Source organism: Aliidiomarina sp., from assembly GCF_047920995.1.
GTDB lineage: Bacteria > Pseudomonadota > Gammaproteobacteria > Enterobacterales > Alteromonadaceae > Aliidiomarina.
In genome coordinates, this window is record NZ_JBLRWZ010000020.1 from 1 (window position 1) to 16,909 (window position 16,909).

The 16,909-nt window shown below is 47.1% G+C and carries 15 protein-coding genes and 4 tRNA genes; 12 read left to right on the top strand and 7 right to left on the bottom strand.

All coding sequences use genetic code 11. The features are described 5' to 3' along the window. The 7 genes from ACNA7P_RS06880 to hemA all read right to left on the bottom strand — a co-directional run. Positions 1 to 2,147: acyl-CoA dehydrogenase (locus ACNA7P_RS06880; RefSeq protein WP_416257887.1), on the bottom strand; the 2,147-nt coding region annotated here is incomplete at its 3' end. A gap of 65 nt (positions 2,148 to 2,212) precedes the next feature. Beyond that, the gene (locus ACNA7P_RS06885; RefSeq protein ID WP_416257888.1) at positions 2,213 to 2,857 is read right to left on the bottom strand and encodes a TetR/AcrR family transcriptional regulator; all 645 of its coding nucleotides are present in this window, start codon (positions 2,855 to 2,857) and stop codon (positions 2,213 to 2,215) included. Positions 2,858 to 2,891: 34 nt separating this feature from the next. After that, positions 2,892 to 3,758, bottom strand: a complete 867-nt coding sequence (kdsA, locus tag ACNA7P_RS06890) for a 3-deoxy-8-phosphooctulonate synthase (RefSeq protein WP_416257889.1) — start codon at positions 3,756 to 3,758, stop codon at positions 2,892 to 2,894. 52 nt (positions 3,759 to 3,810) lie between these two features. After that, entirely contained in the window at positions 3,811 to 5,313 is a 1,503-nt protein-coding gene (locus tag ACNA7P_RS06895; protein WP_416257890.1) for a DUF3369 domain-containing protein, read from the bottom strand. Between the two features lie 87 nt (positions 5,314 to 5,400). Then, positions 5,401 to 6,243 (bottom strand): peptide chain release factor N(5)-glutamine methyltransferase, encoded by an 843-nt coding sequence (gene prmC, locus ACNA7P_RS06900; protein WP_416257891.1) that lies wholly within the window; start codon positions 6,241 to 6,243, stop codon positions 5,401 to 5,403. Then, a complete protein-coding gene (prfA, locus tag ACNA7P_RS06905) occupies positions 6,240 to 7,334 on the bottom strand; it encodes a peptide chain release factor 1 (protein ID WP_416257892.1) in 1,095 nt (364 codons plus the stop codon). The genes prmC and prfA overlap by 4 nt, the downstream gene beginning before the upstream one ends. Before the next feature lie 3 nt (positions 7,335 to 7,337). Beyond that, on the bottom strand, positions 7,338 to 8,597 hold the full coding sequence (hemA, locus tag ACNA7P_RS06910) for a glutamyl-tRNA reductase (protein ID WP_416257893.1): 1,260 nt from the start codon (positions 8,595 to 8,597) through the stop codon (positions 7,338 to 7,340). A gap of 257 nt (positions 8,598 to 8,854) precedes the next feature. On the opposite strand from hemA, the gene ACNA7P_RS06915 reads away from it, so the two are divergent. The 12 genes from ACNA7P_RS06915 to ACNA7P_RS06970 all read left to right on the top strand — a co-directional run bounded on the left by ACNA7P_RS06915 (position 8,855) and on the right by ACNA7P_RS06970 (position 16,898). Continuing rightward, complete coding sequence (locus ACNA7P_RS06915) at positions 8,855 to 9,550, top strand: lipoprotein insertase outer membrane protein LolB (RefSeq protein ID WP_416257894.1); 696 nt, start codon at positions 8,855 to 8,857, stop codon at positions 9,548 to 9,550. Position 9,551: 1 nt separating this feature from the next. Continuing rightward, positions 9,552 to 10,502 carry a 4-(cytidine 5'-diphospho)-2-C-methyl-D-erythritol kinase gene (gene ispE / locus ACNA7P_RS06920; RefSeq protein ID WP_416257895.1) on the top strand — a complete coding sequence of 317 codons (951 nt, stop codon included), beginning with the start codon at positions 9,552 to 9,554 and terminating at the stop codon, positions 10,500 to 10,502. A 71-nt stretch (positions 10,503 to 10,573) separates the two neighbouring features. Further along, positions 10,574 to 11,521 (top strand): ribose-phosphate pyrophosphokinase, encoded by a 948-nt coding sequence (locus ACNA7P_RS06925; protein WP_416257896.1) that lies wholly within the window; start codon positions 10,574 to 10,576, stop codon positions 11,519 to 11,521. Positions 11,522 to 11,694: 173 nt separating this feature from the next. After that, positions 11,695 to 12,345 carry a 50S ribosomal protein L25/general stress protein Ctc gene (locus ACNA7P_RS06930; RefSeq protein WP_416257897.1) on the top strand — a complete coding sequence of 217 codons (651 nt, stop codon included), beginning with the start codon at positions 11,695 to 11,697 and terminating at the stop codon, positions 12,343 to 12,345. A gap of 18 nt (positions 12,346 to 12,363) precedes the next feature. After that, a complete protein-coding gene (pth, locus tag ACNA7P_RS06935) occupies positions 12,364 to 12,954 on the top strand; it encodes an aminoacyl-tRNA hydrolase (RefSeq protein WP_416257898.1) in 591 nt (196 codons plus the stop codon). 15 nt (positions 12,955 to 12,969) lie between these two features. Further along, positions 12,970 to 14,061, top strand: a complete 1,092-nt coding sequence (gene ychF, locus ACNA7P_RS06940; RefSeq protein WP_416257899.1) for a redox-regulated ATPase YchF — start codon at positions 12,970 to 12,972, stop codon at positions 14,059 to 14,061. A 190-nt stretch (positions 14,062 to 14,251) separates the two neighbouring features. Continuing rightward, a complete protein-coding gene (locus ACNA7P_RS06945; RefSeq protein WP_416257900.1) occupies positions 14,252 to 15,637 on the top strand; it encodes a class II fumarate hydratase in 1,386 nt (461 codons plus the stop codon). Then, entirely contained in the window at positions 15,634 to 16,302 is a 669-nt protein-coding gene (locus ACNA7P_RS06950; RefSeq protein ID WP_416257901.1) for an SDR family oxidoreductase, read from the top strand. The genes ACNA7P_RS06945 and ACNA7P_RS06950 overlap by 4 nt, the downstream gene beginning before the upstream one ends. 200 nt (positions 16,303 to 16,502) lie before the next feature. Continuing rightward, positions 16,503 to 16,579, top strand: a tRNA-Met gene (locus ACNA7P_RS06955). Between the two features lie 15 nt (positions 16,580 to 16,594). Beyond that, positions 16,595 to 16,679, top strand: a tRNA-Leu gene (locus ACNA7P_RS06960). 32 nt (positions 16,680 to 16,711) lie between these two features. After that, positions 16,712 to 16,786: transfer RNA gene (locus ACNA7P_RS06965), tRNA-Gln, on the top strand. A 25-nt stretch (positions 16,787 to 16,811) separates the two neighbouring features. Beyond that, a tRNA-Leu gene (locus tag ACNA7P_RS06970) sits at positions 16,812 to 16,898 on the top strand. Positions 16,899 to 16,909 lie beyond the last annotated feature (11 nt).

Consider the following 16,909-nt stretch of genomic DNA (forward strand, 5'->3'; position numbering starts at 1 on the left):
AGGTTATCGCTTAACTCACCAGCTTTCTGAGCTTTCTTCAGCTTCTTGTACAGACCTTGCATACCATGCAACTTCAAGAACGCTAGTTCCATATGGCCAGTTACATCTTCGGCATCATCGCGCCAATAGCTCAAGAATGTATGCCGTTCACGAGTAACACCAGGTTCCATCATGGCCTCTGCAATCGCTTGGGCGTAGATATCATTGGGTTTTTGATAATGAGTACCAAATGGGAATACAACCCGCTTTAACAATCGGCCCAACCAACGTTTCGGGAAGTTTTGGAAGAAGCCAGCAAAGGCTACGCCAATTGCATGCAGGTGATAGGCCAAGCAATAATGTACAAATGGTAAATCAGCCACCTGCCGGCCATCATCTTCAAAGCGCTTCAACACTGCAGACGCCATATAAAGATGGCTGAGTACATCGCCTAAGCGCGCTGAAATCATTTCTTTACGCTTTAACTCGCCGCCCATTGTTAGCATAGAAACATCAGCACAGAGCGCCAGCCCGCGGCTCATTCGTGAAAGCTGCTGATAATACTTCAGCGTTTCACCACTTACTGGCGCATTGGCAAAGCGAGCACCGGTAAGGCCATGCCACAAGGCACTCAAGGTATTGCCGGCAGCGAAACCAATATGCCGAATAAGCAGATGATCAAAAGCGCGCAGCCCTGCTTCTTCATCGGTATTTGCTGCAGCTTCCATTTCCGCCAATACATACGGGTGGCAACGTGTAGCACCTTGGCCGAAAATCATTAGGTTGCGGGTAAGAATATTTGCGCCTTCAACGGTAATCGAAATGGGGGTTCCCATATATCCCGCGGCCAAATAGTTAAGTGGCCCCATCTGAATCGCTTTGCCCGCATGAATATCGAAGGCATCATTCATGATCACACGGCCCATTTCGGTCATGTGGTATTTACTCATGGCGGTAATCACTGAAGGGCTATACCCCTCACATAGGGCAGTAATAGTGAGGCGGCGCATCGATTCAACGCTGTAGTTTAGGCCACCAATTCTGCCCATTGCTTCTTGTACACCCTCGAACTTACCAATCGATAAGCCAAATTGTTGCCGAACAAATGCATAGGCACCGGTAAAGCGCTGGCAATTATGGCCCGTAGCTGTGGCGAGGGCTGGCAGTGAAATGCCACGGCCGGCAGATAAACACTCCACCAGCATGCGCCAGCCTTTGCCCGCATACTGCACCCCACCAATCACCCAATCCATGGGAATAAATACATCCTCACCATAGGTAGTACCATTCATAAAGGCCGTATGAAGTGGGTAGTGGCGATCACCAATTTTAACGCCTTCATGGCTAGTTGGAATGAGTGCGCAGGTAATACCAATATCTTCTTTATCACCCAGTAACTGCTCCGGATCATATAACTTGAATGCCAAGCCAAGCACCGTTGCTACCGGTGCTAGAGTGATATAGCGCTTGCTCCAGCTCACGCGAATACCTACCACTTCTTCACCGTTAAAGGTGCCCTTGCACACAATACCAGTGTCTGGAATGCCACCTGCATCTGAGCCAGCTTCTGGCCCGGTAAGCGCAAAACAGGGAATTTCATCACCTTTCGCCAGCGCAGGTAACCAACGTTGCTTTTGCTCCATGGTGCCGTAGTGAGTTAACAGTTCACCCGGGCCTAGTGAATTCGGCACCATAATGGTAACCGCCGCACTTAGTGAGCGCGTGGCAATGCGGGAAACAATGTGAGAGTTTGCGGCAGCAGAAAAATCTAAACCACCATATTCTTTGCCGATGATCATGGCGAAAAAACGATGCTTTTTAATCAAAGCCCACACTTCAGGCGGCAAATCGCGGCGCTGTACGTTGATATCGAAATCATCAAGAGCACCTAATAGTTCTTCTAACGGGCCATCGATAAATGCTTGTTCTTCGGCACTAAAAGCCGGTGGCTTTGTGCCAAGCAGCTTGAACCAATCGGGCTGGCCTGAGAATAACTCCCCATCCCACCACACATCGCCCGCTTCCATCGCTTCTCGTTCAGTGTTGGATAGCGGGGGTAAAATGCGTTTAAATACACGAAACACCGGCTGGGAAATCAGCTTACGGCGAATATCGGGAACCCCCAATACAATCGCGATGATAATCAGTAAAATTAATAGAATGGACATTGCTTACTCCTTAAGTGCCCGCAACACATAAACCTATATACGCTAATTTTAGTGCAAATGTTTAACTATGCTTCTAGCTCTGCTGCCGATATCCCTGCAGCAACGAACGGTAACAGTTTCAGTAAACTTTCTTCGGCTTGTGTTTCTTCGCCAAAATCGGCGGCGGCTATTTCCCGCAATGCTTGCCCTGATGTTTGCGCAAATAACATGGCGCCTAGGCTAAAGTGTAACCGCCAAAACAACGTATTTGGACAAACCGAAGGGTTTGCTTGTTGAATCATTTGAAAGAACTCGTGCATGATTTCACCATAATTGGCCATGGTGAACTTGCGCAAGTGCCCTTGAATTTCGCTGTAAGCATAGCCTAGCAAACGTAAATAAATTACCGGCCCATCGGCGCGAACTTGGCGCAAAGCAATTAATGGAGGCATTACACAGGCTAATACATCTTCAGTGCGAACCTGAGCAGCGCCAGAGTTTTGCAACTGGTGCAACTGCTCGGCAAGAGCTGGCATAAACACACTTTGATAACGCGCCATAACGGCCTGAATAAGTGCTTTTTTAGAGCCGAAGTGGTAGTTCACAGAGGCTAAATTAACCTCTGCTTCACTCGTTATTTGCCGCAGTGATGTTTGCTCAAAGCCATGCTCTGAAAAAAGCTTCTCAGCAGCAATGATAATTTTATCTTTGGTACGCAAGGCTTTCGCCATAACTAATGCCCCTTCGTTAATACGGCCGCTTTTGTTACAGGTGGCTCGCGGAAGTATCAAGTGCGGGAAATGATTTCACTAGTTCATCTACCGCTTTCATTTGCTGCAAGTACCCTTCCAGCTTATCTAACGGTAATGCACAAGGGCCATCGCACAAAGCTTCATTGGGGTTCGGATGCGCTTCCAAGAACAAGCCAGCTATCCCTAATGCCATGCCAGAACGCGAGAGTTGCGCAACTTGTGCGCGGCGGCCATCAGCAGAATCAGTTCGCCCGCCTGGGCGCTGCAACGCATGAGTAGCATCAAATATAACTGGCGCCATACTCTTCATGTCATCCATGCCCAGCATATCCACTACAAGATTGTTATAGCCAAATGAACTACCGCGTTCACACAGCATGATCTTCTCATTACCGGCTTCAGCAAATTTGTTCATAATATGGCGCATTTCATGAGGCGCTAAAAACTGAGGTTTCTTCACGTTAATTACCGCCCCGGTTTTAGCCATTGCCACTACCAGATCCGTTTGCCGTGCCAAAAACGCAGGTAACTGCAATACATCTATTACCTCAGCAGCTGGTGCCGCTTGATAAGGTTCGTGCACATCACTAATAATTGGCACGTTAAACTGCTGCTTCACTTCGGCCAAAATCTCTAGGCCTTTATCAAGCCCTGGGCCGCGGAACGAGTTAATGGATGAGCGATTAGCTTTATCAAAAGATGCTTTAAATACATAAGGTATATTTAAGCGTTGGGTTACTTCTACGTATCGCTCCGCCACACGCATTGCCAAATCGCGGCTTTCCAAAACATTCATGCCACCAAATAACACGAACGGCAGCTTATTACCTACTTCAATTCCGGCTACTGATACTGAATCTATACTCAGTTGCTTTACCATGATCATCTCACTTCAATTCTAAAACTAGCTAAACTATCAGCAACAGGCGAATTTACGCATTTTCCAAAGTTGCCAACACGGTTGCCAAATGATTGCGTAATGCATCCATTAATTGTGGGGAAAAACGCCCTTCTGGTTCCGCTGATAACTGCTTCAACGTTGCTGCCGGTTGTTTACCTCCTGCAAGCTCTGCATACACGATTGCTAGCAATGCAAGGATTTGTTGCGCTATCGGTAGTTGTTCCGCTGCTACTTCTCCAGGAATACCCGCACCATCATAACGCTCGTAGCGCGCGGCGCAGGCCGCTTGTAATAGCGGAATCACACCTGCATAGTTATCGCGGTTCTTTAAGCCATGTGTTAAACGCATCAACCGCTGGTGATAAACTCGCGCTGCATTGCTATCTGTTGCCAACCTAGGCTCAGCAACACGCCCGATAATCGCCATTAAGGTAGCCGCTAACGCCAATTGCCTTTGTTCTTTACCATCTACCGCTAACGCGTCTGCTAAAATCAGCGCTGCACGGCCCGCAGGATGCCGCGCCTTGCCTTCCTCGAGCAGCTGATGATGTTCAAGGTTTAACACTCGTTCTACCAGCTCACCAACAAACTGCTGGCAATCGTGCTCTCGTAGCACATTGCTGAGTGCTACCTGCACTTGCTCTGAAAATAGCCGCAACAAATCACGCTCGGCATCAGATAATGGCCGCGCAATACCAGTTAAGCATAATAAGCCACCGGTTGTGCGAGTATGGCTCGGGCAAAATATCAGTGCTGTAGTATCGCTATAAAAGCCATTGCCTGTAGCCACTACGGATTTTAGCTCGCGTAATGCTTCGATAGGTAATGCTGCTTTTACAGGGCGGCCAAATAAATTATCGGCCTCATCGCCAAACGCTGCGCGCACCGTGAATTCTTCCGCATTTCGCTCAGGATCGATTTCTGCATACAAAACCTGCCGCACGCCACCAATTAACCAACTAAGCTGCTGTACGATGCCACCAAGAAAGGTATCCATAGATTGTTCAGAGAACAAATCAGCCGATGATTGCAGTATTTTCTCTAACCCACGGCGGCTATGTTCAATCGACATAATATCGCGATACGAACGCAAGCTAGACATCACTGCCGTGAATAATTTCTGGGCGGTTAATTCCGTTTTCGATTTGTAATCGTTGATATCATAATTAATGATCACCGTGCGCTCTGGGGCTTGCCCTGGTTGGCCGGTGCGCAAAATAATGCGAGTGAAGTGATTATCGAGATCTTCGCGAATGTAGCGAGCTACTTTTAACCCCGCATCATCTGTTTCCATTACCACATCGAGAAGGATGATCGCTGCATCTGGGTGCTCGCGCATCAATTTACAGCCTTCCTCTCCCGATTCAGCACTATAAAACTCTAATCCACGGCCTAGAAATTTAAAATCACTGAGGGCTAACCGCGTAACTGCATGAACTTCCGGTTCATCATCAACAATTAAAATTTTCCACCGTTCATTTAGCCCTTCCTGGGCTATTACAGGTTCATCTGCAAATAAATAGTGGTCTGTCATAGCTACTGTTATCCTTTCTTTTGCTAGCTATAGCGAATGAGATAAACAACATTACTCATGTTACCAAGCCACAACAGCAAAATTTGTTTAGGCTTTCGCGCCGGTTACTCGATTTAAATTAGCATAATCCTGCACTGTATGTATTTCATTATAGCGATGTTTTGCGAATATTCGCTGTACGGCAGCCGCTTGTTCTGCGCCATGCTCTAATAATACCCAACCGTTTGCCGCTAAGTATGGTTTTGCATGGGCGATAATATACTCGATATCAGCTAGCCCGAGGTTATCAGCCACTAAGGCTGACAGCGGCTCAAAGCGCACATCGCCCTGCTGTAAATGCGGATCTTCAGGATCAATGTAGGGCGGGTTGCTAATCACTAAATCAAACTGTTGCGCCGTTACTTCGCTATACCAATCGCTTTGCAAAATAGCTACATTGGGGATGCTAAGTTGCTGCTGATTTGTGCGTGCCAGCGCTACCGCTTCAGCAACATAGTCAACAGCGGTAATCTGCCAATCGGGCCGCTCACTTGCCAAGGCTAAAGCAATCGCGCCAGTACCGGTGCCAAGCTCTAAAACGCGAGCCTTGGCCGGCAAATTAAGCTGTAACGCTCGCTCTACAAGAATTTCAGTGTCTGGCCTTGGAATGAGCGTACTGTTATTTACCTGCAACGATAACGACCAAAATTCTCGGGTGCCAATCAAGTGCGCGATAGGCAAACCTTGTACCCGTTGCGCTAGTAGCGCCCGAAACTGCGCTGCTTCGGCAGCGGGAACATTCCGCTCTGGCCAAGTAAAAAAGTAACTTCGATCGCACTGCAAAACATGGCGCAGCAATACCTGAGCATCCAGCTCCGGGCTTTCACTATCTGCAGAGCGCAATTCTGCAATAGCACTTTGTAATGTTGCTGCAATGGAAAGTAAACTCATTCGCCCTGTTCAGATAAAGACGCCAACTGATCGGCTTGATGCTCTTGAATAATAGCCTCGAGAAGTAGATCTAAACTCCCTTCCAACACTTCATTCAAGCGGTGCAACGTTAGGTTAATGCGATGATCCGTTACCCGACCTTGCGGATAGTTATAAGTACGAATTCGCTCAGAACGATCGCCACTGCCTACGAGGCTGCGGCGTGTGCTAGCTTCTTCAGCCGCACGGCGTTGGTCTTCCGCTGCCTGCAAGCGCGATTGCAATACCGACATCGCTTTTGCTTTATTTTTGTGCTGCGAGCGTTCTTCCTGGCACTCAACCACTACACCCGTTGGAAGATGCGTTAATCGTACCGCTGAATCCGTTCTGTTCACGTGCTGGCCACCTGCCCCAGAAGCACGATAAGTATCAATACGTAAATCTGCGGGGTTAATATCAATCGCTTCCGCCTCGGGTATTTCCGGTAATACCGCAACGGTACAAGCAGAAGTGTGAATACGGCCTTGCGATTCGGTTTCTGGCACCCGTTGTACACGGTGGCCACCTGATTCAAACTTTAATTTTCCATAGGCGCCATCGCCCATAACATGGGCGATGATTTCTTTAAAGCCACCATGCTCACCTTCGTTGGCGCTTACCACATTCATACGCCAGCCATTACGTTCAGCATAACGGCTATACATACGGAACAAATCGCCAGCAAAAATAGCCGCCTCATCACCACCCGCGCCAGCACGAATTTCTAGGTAGCTCGCACGATCATCGTTAGGATCTTTGGGCAGCAACAAAATTTGCAGTTCCGCGGCAAGTTCCGCGAGTGTAGCCTGCGCTAACTCCACTTCTTCTTGCGCCATCTCGCGAATTTCCGCATCCGATTCTTTCTGCATTTCTTGTGCAGTTTCTAAATCTTCTAAGGCCTGCTGATAATGGCGGAAACACTTTACCGCATCTTCAAGTTGCGCATATTCTTTCGACACCGAGCGAAATTTATCTTGGTTCGTAATGATGTGTGCTTCACCAAGCAACACTTCAAGTTCTTCGTGTCGTTCTAACAAACTTTCCAGCTTGTGCACCAATGAGGCTTTAAGCATCGATTATTCCTGAGGTGTATCGTTAATTAGTTTCTGATAAGCCGCCAAAGCTGAAATATCTTTGCGTTTCCCGGCATCTTGAATAGCACGGGTTGGCGTATGTATTAAAGTATTGGTTAGCCGCTGAGTGAGTTCTTGAATCACCTGATCAGCGCTTTTCCCCGCCGCTATGGCTGCGAGTGCTCGTTCTTTTTGCTGTTCGGCGATAGTTGCCGCGCCAGCACGATAACGGCGTAATAAATCTACGCTGTTTAAACTTTCCATCCAACCGCCGAACTCAGCAGCATATTGCGTAATAATATCGTGCGCTTCAGTTGCCGCCTGCTGCCGATGTTCTAAGTTCTTGTTCACAATCGATTGCAAATCATCCACTGTGTATAGAAACGCATCATCCAACTCGCTTACTTGCTTTTCGATATCGCGCGGTACGGCTAAATCAATCAATAACATCGGCCGATGTTTACGTTGCCTGAGCGCACTTTCCACTAAGCCCTTACCAATTACCGGCACTGGGCTAGCTGTAGAACTAATAATAATATCGGAATCTGGCAATAACGCTTCTAGAGAGCTAAGCGCATAGGCTTCCCCACCTACGATTTTCGTAAGTTCTTCCGCTCGTGCTACGGTGCGGTTGGCTACGCGAAGGTTCTTCACGCCCTGCTCTTTTAAATGCCTTGCAGCTAGCTCCGCAGTTTCACCCGCGCCTACCAATAATACGTTTGCGGTTTTTAAATCAGCAAAAATATGGCGCGCTAAATTAACCGCTGCATAAGCAACAGATACTGCATTCTGGCCCACTTCAGTTTCCGTGCGAATTACTTTCGCAGCCGCAAAAGTAGATTGAAATAAGCGTTCAAACACGGAACCCACAGTGCCTGCATCGCGAGCCTGCTGAAATGCTTGTTTCACTTGGCCAAGAATTTGCGGTTCACCTAAAACAAGTGAATCTAAACCTGATGCTACCGCCATTAAATGCGCTACTGCATTTTGATCTTCATGGCGGTAAACATATTGCGCTAAATCTGCAAGCGGAATTTGGTGGAACGCGGCAAGCCAAGCTAGGATCTCTTCAAGCTCATTACTCTCTGCATGGCAATACAATTCGGTACGATTGCAGGTAGAAACAATTACTGTTTCACTCACCCTACCTTGTTGAACTAACGCTTGTAACGCTAGCTCTATCTGCTCAGGCTGAAACGCAACACGTTCGCGAATATCTACCGTTGCAGTTTTATGATTTATACCGATCGCAAGAATTGTCATATTGAGGTAATTAAGGTTCCCGCTATAGCGTTGAATGATGTAAAATTTTGGCCAATATTGTATGCGAGAAGCACAGTTATTGAAAGCAAAGGCGTATCTGTGCTCAACTAATGTTAGGTTACTTGCTGTTAATTCCAACAGCCGCAATTAACTAGCATGGCAGTAAACTCGATTTTCTGCGCCCACTCAACTGCATGGCGACCCATATGCTTAATCTAAAAGCTCATACAAAATGCATACTCTTAGTGTTCTGCAGCATGATATTCATTAGTGCCTGTGCCAGCCGCCCTGCAATCGATGGCGATACATTCAGTGAACGGCAAGTTTCGTCAGCATTAGTACAGCAACACCAAGCCAGCTTAGCGCAAGTGCAAGGATTTTCGATTCAAGGTAGCGTTGCCTTCTTTAATGATATTGACAACAGCCGAGATGCGGCCCGTTTTAACTGGCAGCGTGCGGAAGAATTGATAAATTTTCGCCTTTACCATCAGCTCGGCGGCACGTTAGCGCGAATCGAGCAAGAAATTGTTGCAGCAACAACCGGCAACCCCGTTACGGTAAGTACGTTCATTAATCGTGATGGAGATCGCTTTGCAAGTACCGATTTGAACTGGTTGCTGTATCAACATACTGGTATGGCGATTCCATTCACCTTATTGAATCAAGCGATTACTGGCGTGCAACCTGATTTGCCGGTGCGCCAACAACGTTGGTATCCGAATGGCACAATTGCCATGTATCACGCCGATTTAAGCCAATGGCACCTAGCTGGCTTTGCTAGCCAAGTACATTTTGGCAATGAGTTATGGCAACTGCAATTTGGTGATTATCGATTAGTAACCGCCGGTGCTGGTAATTTATTACTACCCCATCGTATTGAAGCAACCCGGGATGAATTTCGCGTGAACATTCGTATTAACCGGTGGCGCCCAGAATTAAAAGAAGCGAATTAATATGCCTGTTTCGCAATTTACCCTGCCAGCACCAGCAAAACTAAATCTATATTTGCACATTGTAGGGCAACGCTCGGATGGCTACCATCAACTTGAAACCGTATTTCAGTTTCTAGATTTCAGCGATACCATCGCTTTTCAAGAAAATAATAGTGGTACCATCAGCTTATCAGTTAAGCCTTACGATGAAGTAGCCGCTAGTACAGAACCTGCCAAGCATGTAGATAGCGAAAATACCAACAAATCATTATTACCTGCGGCTGATCTCGCCGCATTGCAAACCACACCTGTGCAGGAAAACCTTATTTACCGTGCGGCTGAGCTACTCCTCCCATATCGGCGTAACAAACAACTCGGTGTTCATCTCACCTTATATAAACGCTTACCTATGGGGGGTGGCGTAGGCGGCGGCTCTTCCAATGCTGCAACCACCCTGTTGGGCTTGAATTATTTATGGGGTTTGCAACTAAGTGAACAGCAACTCGCTAACATTGGTTTAAGGCTTGGCGCTGATGTTCCGGTTTTTGTGCATGGTAAAGCCACCTTCGCAGAGGGCGTTGGAGAAATATTTTCAACAACTTTCCCAGCCGAAAAACACTACCTAGTGGTGCATCCACAAGTAGCCGTTAGTACGGCGCAAATCTTTACCCACCCTGCTCTGCCGAGGAACACAACGGCATTACATAAACCTTTAGAAAACTGGCAAAGCGGCCACAATGATTGTGAGAAATTGGTCTGTTCACTATATCCACAGGTTGCCAGCGCCCTGCAGTGGTTGTTAAAATATGCTCCGTCCAGAATGACAGGGACCGGAGCTTGTGTTTTTGGTTGTTTTACTACTACAGTAGAAGCACAGAAAGCTTTGCGAATGCTACCAGCAGAATTTCGGGGGTTTGTCGCAACCGGAGTGAATCAATCGCCGCTTCATGCAGCATTGACACAACTCCCCTGAAGCGACGGTTGGTGTGCTAAACTCTTGTCAAATTCCGCTCACAACAACAAATCAACTGGTCGAGGTTAACTGTGCCTGACATGAAGCTCTTTGCTGGCAATGCAACACCCGAGCTAGCCCGCAAGATCGCTGATCGCCTATACGTAAAGCTGGGAGATGCCGACGTTGGCCGCTTCAGTGACGGCGAAATCAGCGTAATTATCAACGAAAACGTACGTGGTTCAGATGTTTTCATTATCCAATCTACCTGCGCTCCTACTAACGATAACTTAATGGAACTGATCGTAATGGTTGATGCGCTCCGCCGCGCTTCAGCTGGCCGTATCACTGCCGTGCTGCCGTATTTTGGCTACGCTCGTCAGGATCGCCGTGTACGCTCCGCCCGAGTACCTATTACCGCCAAAGTAGTTGCCGACTTTCTCTCTAGTGTTGGTGTAGACCGTGTTCTTACGGTTGATTTACACGCAGAGCAAATTCAAGGTTTCTTTGATGTGCCAGTAGATAACGTTTTTGGTAGCCCTGTTTTGCTTGAGCACATGAAGCAACAAGAATGGGATTCACCCGTAATGGTATCGCCAGATATCGGTGGTGTAGTGCGCGCTCGAGCCATGGCCAAGTTAATGAATGATGCTGACCTAGCTATCATTGATAAACGCCGCCCGAAAGCAAACGAATCACAAGTAATGCATATTATCGGTGATGTAAATGGCCGTGATTGTATTATGGTAGACGATATGATTGATACCGGCGGTACGTTATGTAAAGCAGCTGAAGCTCTGAAGAAAAGTGGCGCAAAACGCGTGTTTGCTTACGCTACCCACCCCATTTTCTCCGGTAATGCTGCAGAAAACCTCCGCAACTCTGCTATCGATCAAGTTATTGTTACTGATTCCATTCCATTATCAGATGAAATGAAATCGCTTGGTATGGTTACCCAGTTAACCCTCAGCGGGATGCTCTCTGAAGCATTGCGCAGAGTTAGTAACGAAGAATCTATTTCAGCCATGTTTGAGTATTAAAACTCATTCGCTGAATACAAAACGGGAGCTTCGGCTCCCGTTTTTTGTTGCTTTTGGTCGCTTGTTCATTGCCTTTATTATTGTAACGATGGTAGAATACGCGGCCCCTGAAATCAGGGATTCTGCTGTTTTCTGGTCGCGGGAAACAGCCCATTAATTTTCGGAGAAACGAAATGAGCCAACCAAATTACGAATTCAAAGCTGAAATCCGTAGCGATATGGGTAAAGGTGCGAGCCGCCGCCTACGTCGTCAAGGAAGCGTTCCAGCCATTTTATACGGCGGGAAAGATGAAGCTGTGTCGTTAACGTTAGATCACGACAAAATCATTAACGCTGCAGACCATGAAGGCTTTTACAGCCACATATTAACGCTGCACATTGATGGCAAAAAGCACCAAGCAATTTTGAAAGATCTTCAGCGTCACCCGTTCAAGCCTAAGATCACTCACTTAGACTTCCAACGTGTAAGCGCCAAAGAAGAACTGCACACAAACTTACCAATTCACTTCCTCGGCGAAGAAGCTGTGAAGAAAGCTGGCGGTGTAGTTGTTCACCAACTGAACGATGTCGAAATCGCTTGTTTACCAAAAGATTTACCAGAGTTTATCGAAATTGATGTGTCTGGCCTAGAAATCGGTGACAACATTCACCTAAGCCAAATCACTGCTCCTAAAGGTGTAACTTTCATTGAGTTAACTCGTGGCGAAGATCATGACCCAGTATTAGTAACAGTGAGCAAGCCTAAAGCTGAAACTGTTTCTGATGATGCGCCTGAAGCTCCTGAAGCTCCAGAAGCAGAATCTGGCGACGAAGACAAAGAGTAATTCTGCGGAATCATATTGATGTCAGCAGACATTAAGCTTATCGTGGGCCTGGGAAATCCAGGCCCCGAATATACAGCAACCCGGCACAATGCCGGGTTCTGGTTTGTTGAAGCCATAGCAAGGCAGTTCAACACTACCCTAACGCCTGAAAATAAATTCTTTGGGCTTACTGCACGCTTAAGCCACCCATATTCCGACACCCGTTTATTAATACCCACTACGTTCATGAATCGCAGTGGCCAGGCTGTTGGTGCCTTAGCTACTTTTTATAAAATTGCTCCAGAGCAAATTTTAGTAGCTCATGATGAGCTTGATTTACCACCTGGCGTAGCGAAGTTTAAACAAGGTGGCGGCCATGGCGGCCATAATGGCTTGAAAGATATTGCCCGAGCACTGGCGAATCAAACAAATTTTCACCGGTTACGAATTGGCATAGGCCATCCAGGCCATAGCTCGAAGGTAACCGGCTATGTACTTGGCAAAGCGCCGAGTAACGAGCAAAACCTAATAGATGACGCGATTCATGCTGCACAAAAAGCAGTTGAAATCGCAATGAACGATGGCTTTACAGCCGCCAAACAATACTTACATTCAATTAAACCTGAATAAACGCGGATACCGATCATGGGATTTAAATGCGGAATCGTTGGCTTGCCCAACGTTGGTAAATCAACACTATTTAACGCTTTAACGAAGGCTGGCATCGATGCCGCCAATTTTCCGTTTTGCACAATAGAACCGAACACCGGTGTGGTTTCAGTTCCTGATACCCGTTTAAATCAGCTTGCTGCGATTGTGAAGCCGCAAAAAGTAATTCCAACCACGATGGAGTTCGTAGATATTGCTGGGTTAGTTAAAGGTGCTTCAAAAGGCGAAGGCCTAGGCAACCAATTCTTGGCGAACATTCGTGAAACCGATGCGATTGGCCATGTAGTGCGCTGCTTTGATGATGAGAATATCGTGCATGTTGCCGGACGAGTAAACCCGATTGAAGACGTGGATACCATCAACACTGAATTAGCGCTTGCCGATCTCGATTCAGTAGAGAAAGCCATTTACCGCCTTGGTAAAAAAGCTAAAGGTGGCGATAAACAAGCAAAAGCTGAAATGGAAGTGCTAGAAAAATTATTACCTGCCCTATCTGAAGGTGATATGGCAAGAACAGTGGCGCTTACCGATGATGAGCGCAAAACCATTCGTTCATTTAACCTGCTTACGTTAAAGCCCACTATGTACATTTGTAACGTGGCAGAAGATGGCTTTGAAAATAACCCGCACCTTGCTGCGGTGCACAAGCTAGCAGAAAATGAAAACGCTATTGTGGTGCCTGTATGTGCCGCAATTGAGAGCGAAATTGCTGAGCTAGACGACGAAGATAAAGAAGAATTCTTAAGTTCAATGGGCCTTGAAGAACCAGGCTTAAACCGGGTAATTCGCGCAGGTTATGAGCTGCTTAACTTGCATACCTATTTCACGGCTGGCGTTAAAGAAGTACGTGCGTGGACAGTGAAAAAGAATTCTACAGCTCCACAAGCGGCTGGCCGTATTCACACGGATTTCGAGAAAGGCTTTATTCGTGCAGAGATCGTTGGTTTCGATGATTTTATTGCTAATAATGGCGAACAAGGCGCGAAAGATGCAGGCAAGTGGCGCTTAGAAGGGAAAGAATACATTGTGAAAGATGGCGATGTTATTCATTTCCGCTTTAACGTATAGGCGCATCGTTAACTGCCTATCATTCCCCGCCCCACCGTTCAATGCCTGAGTGCGAGTAACATGTGTTAAGCTAAATGAAAATTAACCCGAACTGCAACTGATTCTTAAGGTATTTGCACATTACTGAGAAGAATAGATTTTGGCTTTACCGCCAAATGCAGTGTCAGCAGCTGAACATGGAGGCTAACCAATGGCACAGAGATTTCGCACTGAAACCGATAGTATGGGTGATATCGAGGTACCCAGCGACGCACTGTATGGTGCACAAACCCAGCGCGCCGTTAACAATTTCAATATCAGCCGCCTCACCCTTCCCTTTGCCTTTGTACGCGCCGTAGCACTCATTAAATACTGCGCCGCAGAAGCAAATGCAGAGTTAGGCTTGCTCGATAACAACAAAGCCGATGCCATTATGCAAGCTGCCCTAGAAGTGTTTGAAGGGCGTTGGAGCAACCAGTTTCCTGTAGACGTGTTCCAAACCGGTTCCGGCACCAGTACTAATATGAACGTAAACGAAGTACTTGCCACGTTAGCAGCGCGCCATAGTGGCTTGGAAATTCATCCTAACGATGACGTAAACCTAGGCCAAAGTAGCAATGATGTGATTCCTACGGCAATTCAGTTAAGTGCAGCAAGGCGCATTCACCGTAAGTTATTGCCTGCGATAGCAAGCTTGCGAACCGTAATTGAGCAACGAGCTGCAGAACTAGACCATGTGGTGAAAACGGGCCGCACTCATTTAATGGACGCGATGCCACTTACGTTTGGCCAAGAGCTGCGCACTTGGAGTGCACAACTAGAGCAAGCTGAACAACGTCTATCTGATTTACTCCCACAATTGCGTGCGCTACCCCAAGGCGGCACTGCTATTGGCACCGGTATTAATGCACATGCCCAGTTTGCGGAACGCTTTTGCGAATCAATGAGCAAATTCACGGAGCAGCCCTTTACTCCGGCCACTAACAAGTTTGCTGGCATCGCTGGCCAAGATATTGCTGTGGCCACCTCAGGAATTATGGTTTCTGTGGCCACTATCATGATGAAAATCGCTAATGATTTGCGTTGGATGAATAGCGGGCCGCTAACAGGTTTAGGTGAGATTACTTTGCAGCCTCTACAACCTGGCTCGAGTATCATGCCTGGCAAGGTAAACCCTGTTATTCCTGAGGCTGTAGCTATGGCCTGCGCGCAAGTGATGGGTAACCAAACCACTATTACAGTAGCTGGGCAAAGCGGTAGTTTTCAACTCAATGTAATGCTACCAGTTATTGCTTATAACCTACTGCAAAGCATTGAATTAATGTGGAAGAGTGCGGAAACTATGGCGAATAACTGCATCGCTGATTTTCAAGTGAATACAGAAAAACTAAATCAAGGGTTAGATCGTAACCCCATTTTAGTAACCGCATTAAATCCAGTAATTGGCTATAACAATGCAGCAGCAATTGCTAAGGCTGCATACCAGCAAAATCGGCCGATTATTGATGTTGCGTTAGAAATGACCGATCTATCGCAAGCCGAATTAGAGGCACTGTTGTCGCCTCTAGAACTCAGCAAAGGAGGATTACATCAATGACCCAAATAAATGTTCTCATTACCGGCGCTAATCGCGGCATTGGCTTACAACTGGCAAAACAATACGCTGAACAAGGCGCACATGTGTTTGCGGCATGCCGGAAAGCGAGTGAAGAGCTGATCGACAGTAAGGTAACCATTATTTCCGGAATCGACGTTACTGATCCGGAAGCCGCAGAAAAACTTCGTAATGAGCTCGGCGGCAGAAAAATCGATATCCTGATAAATAATGCCGGCATCCTTACTCGTGAAAATCTCGAAAGCGCTCCAGCAAAGGATATTTTGCAACAATTCACGGTAAATGCATTAGCACCATTACAACTTACGTTGGGCATGCGTACACAGCTAAACAGCAACGCAAAAGTAATTATGATCACCAGCCGAATGGGCTCTATGAATGATAACGGTAGTGGCGGTTACTATGGCTACCGCATGTCGAAAGCGGCATTAAACGCCGCTGGAGTATCGTTAGCTCGTGATTTGCAGAACGAAGGTATTGCCGTAGCATTGTTACATCCCGGCTATGTACAAACCGACATGGTGAACAATACCGGTGATATTACCGCCGCAGAAGCCGCTACACGTTTGCGCCAACGTATTGAAGAGCTTAATCTACAAAACAGTGGCACATTTTGGCATAGTAATGGCGAAGAGTTGCCATGGTAGGCTAGCAACCTACCAACATAATAGATGAACGTTTTGGTTCGATTGGCGCGATATTTTGCTGCACTTTTCACCAGTTCAGTGCTTTTTTGAGCGATCAGCACAGAAATATGAGTTTTTTTCCGAAAAGGTGTTGACTGAACACGGGTGGATTCGCATAATACGCGCCGCACCAACAAGCTCGGTGTTGAACAAAAAGGTAAGGCTACGTAGCTCAGTTGGTTAGAGCACATCACTCATAATGATGGGGTCGCAGGTTCGAATCCCGCCGTAGCCACCAAAAAACTGATTAACTGCGGGAGTGGTGGAATTGGTAGACACGCTGGATTTAGGTTCCAGTGCCGCGAGGCGTGAGAGTTCGAGTCTCTCCTTCCGCACCAATCAGTTTTTTTAGTTCGCTGTAAGATTCAGTTGGGGTATAGCCAAGTGGTAAGGCAGCGGGTTTTGATCCCGCCATTCCCAGGTTCGAATCCTGGTACCCCAGCCACTATTTCTTCTGTAAGTATTGAATTGCGGTGGTGGCGGAATTGGTAGACGCGCTAGCTTCAGGTGCTAGTATCCGAAAGGATGTGAGGGTTCGAGTCCCTCTCTCCGCACCAATTCAGTACTT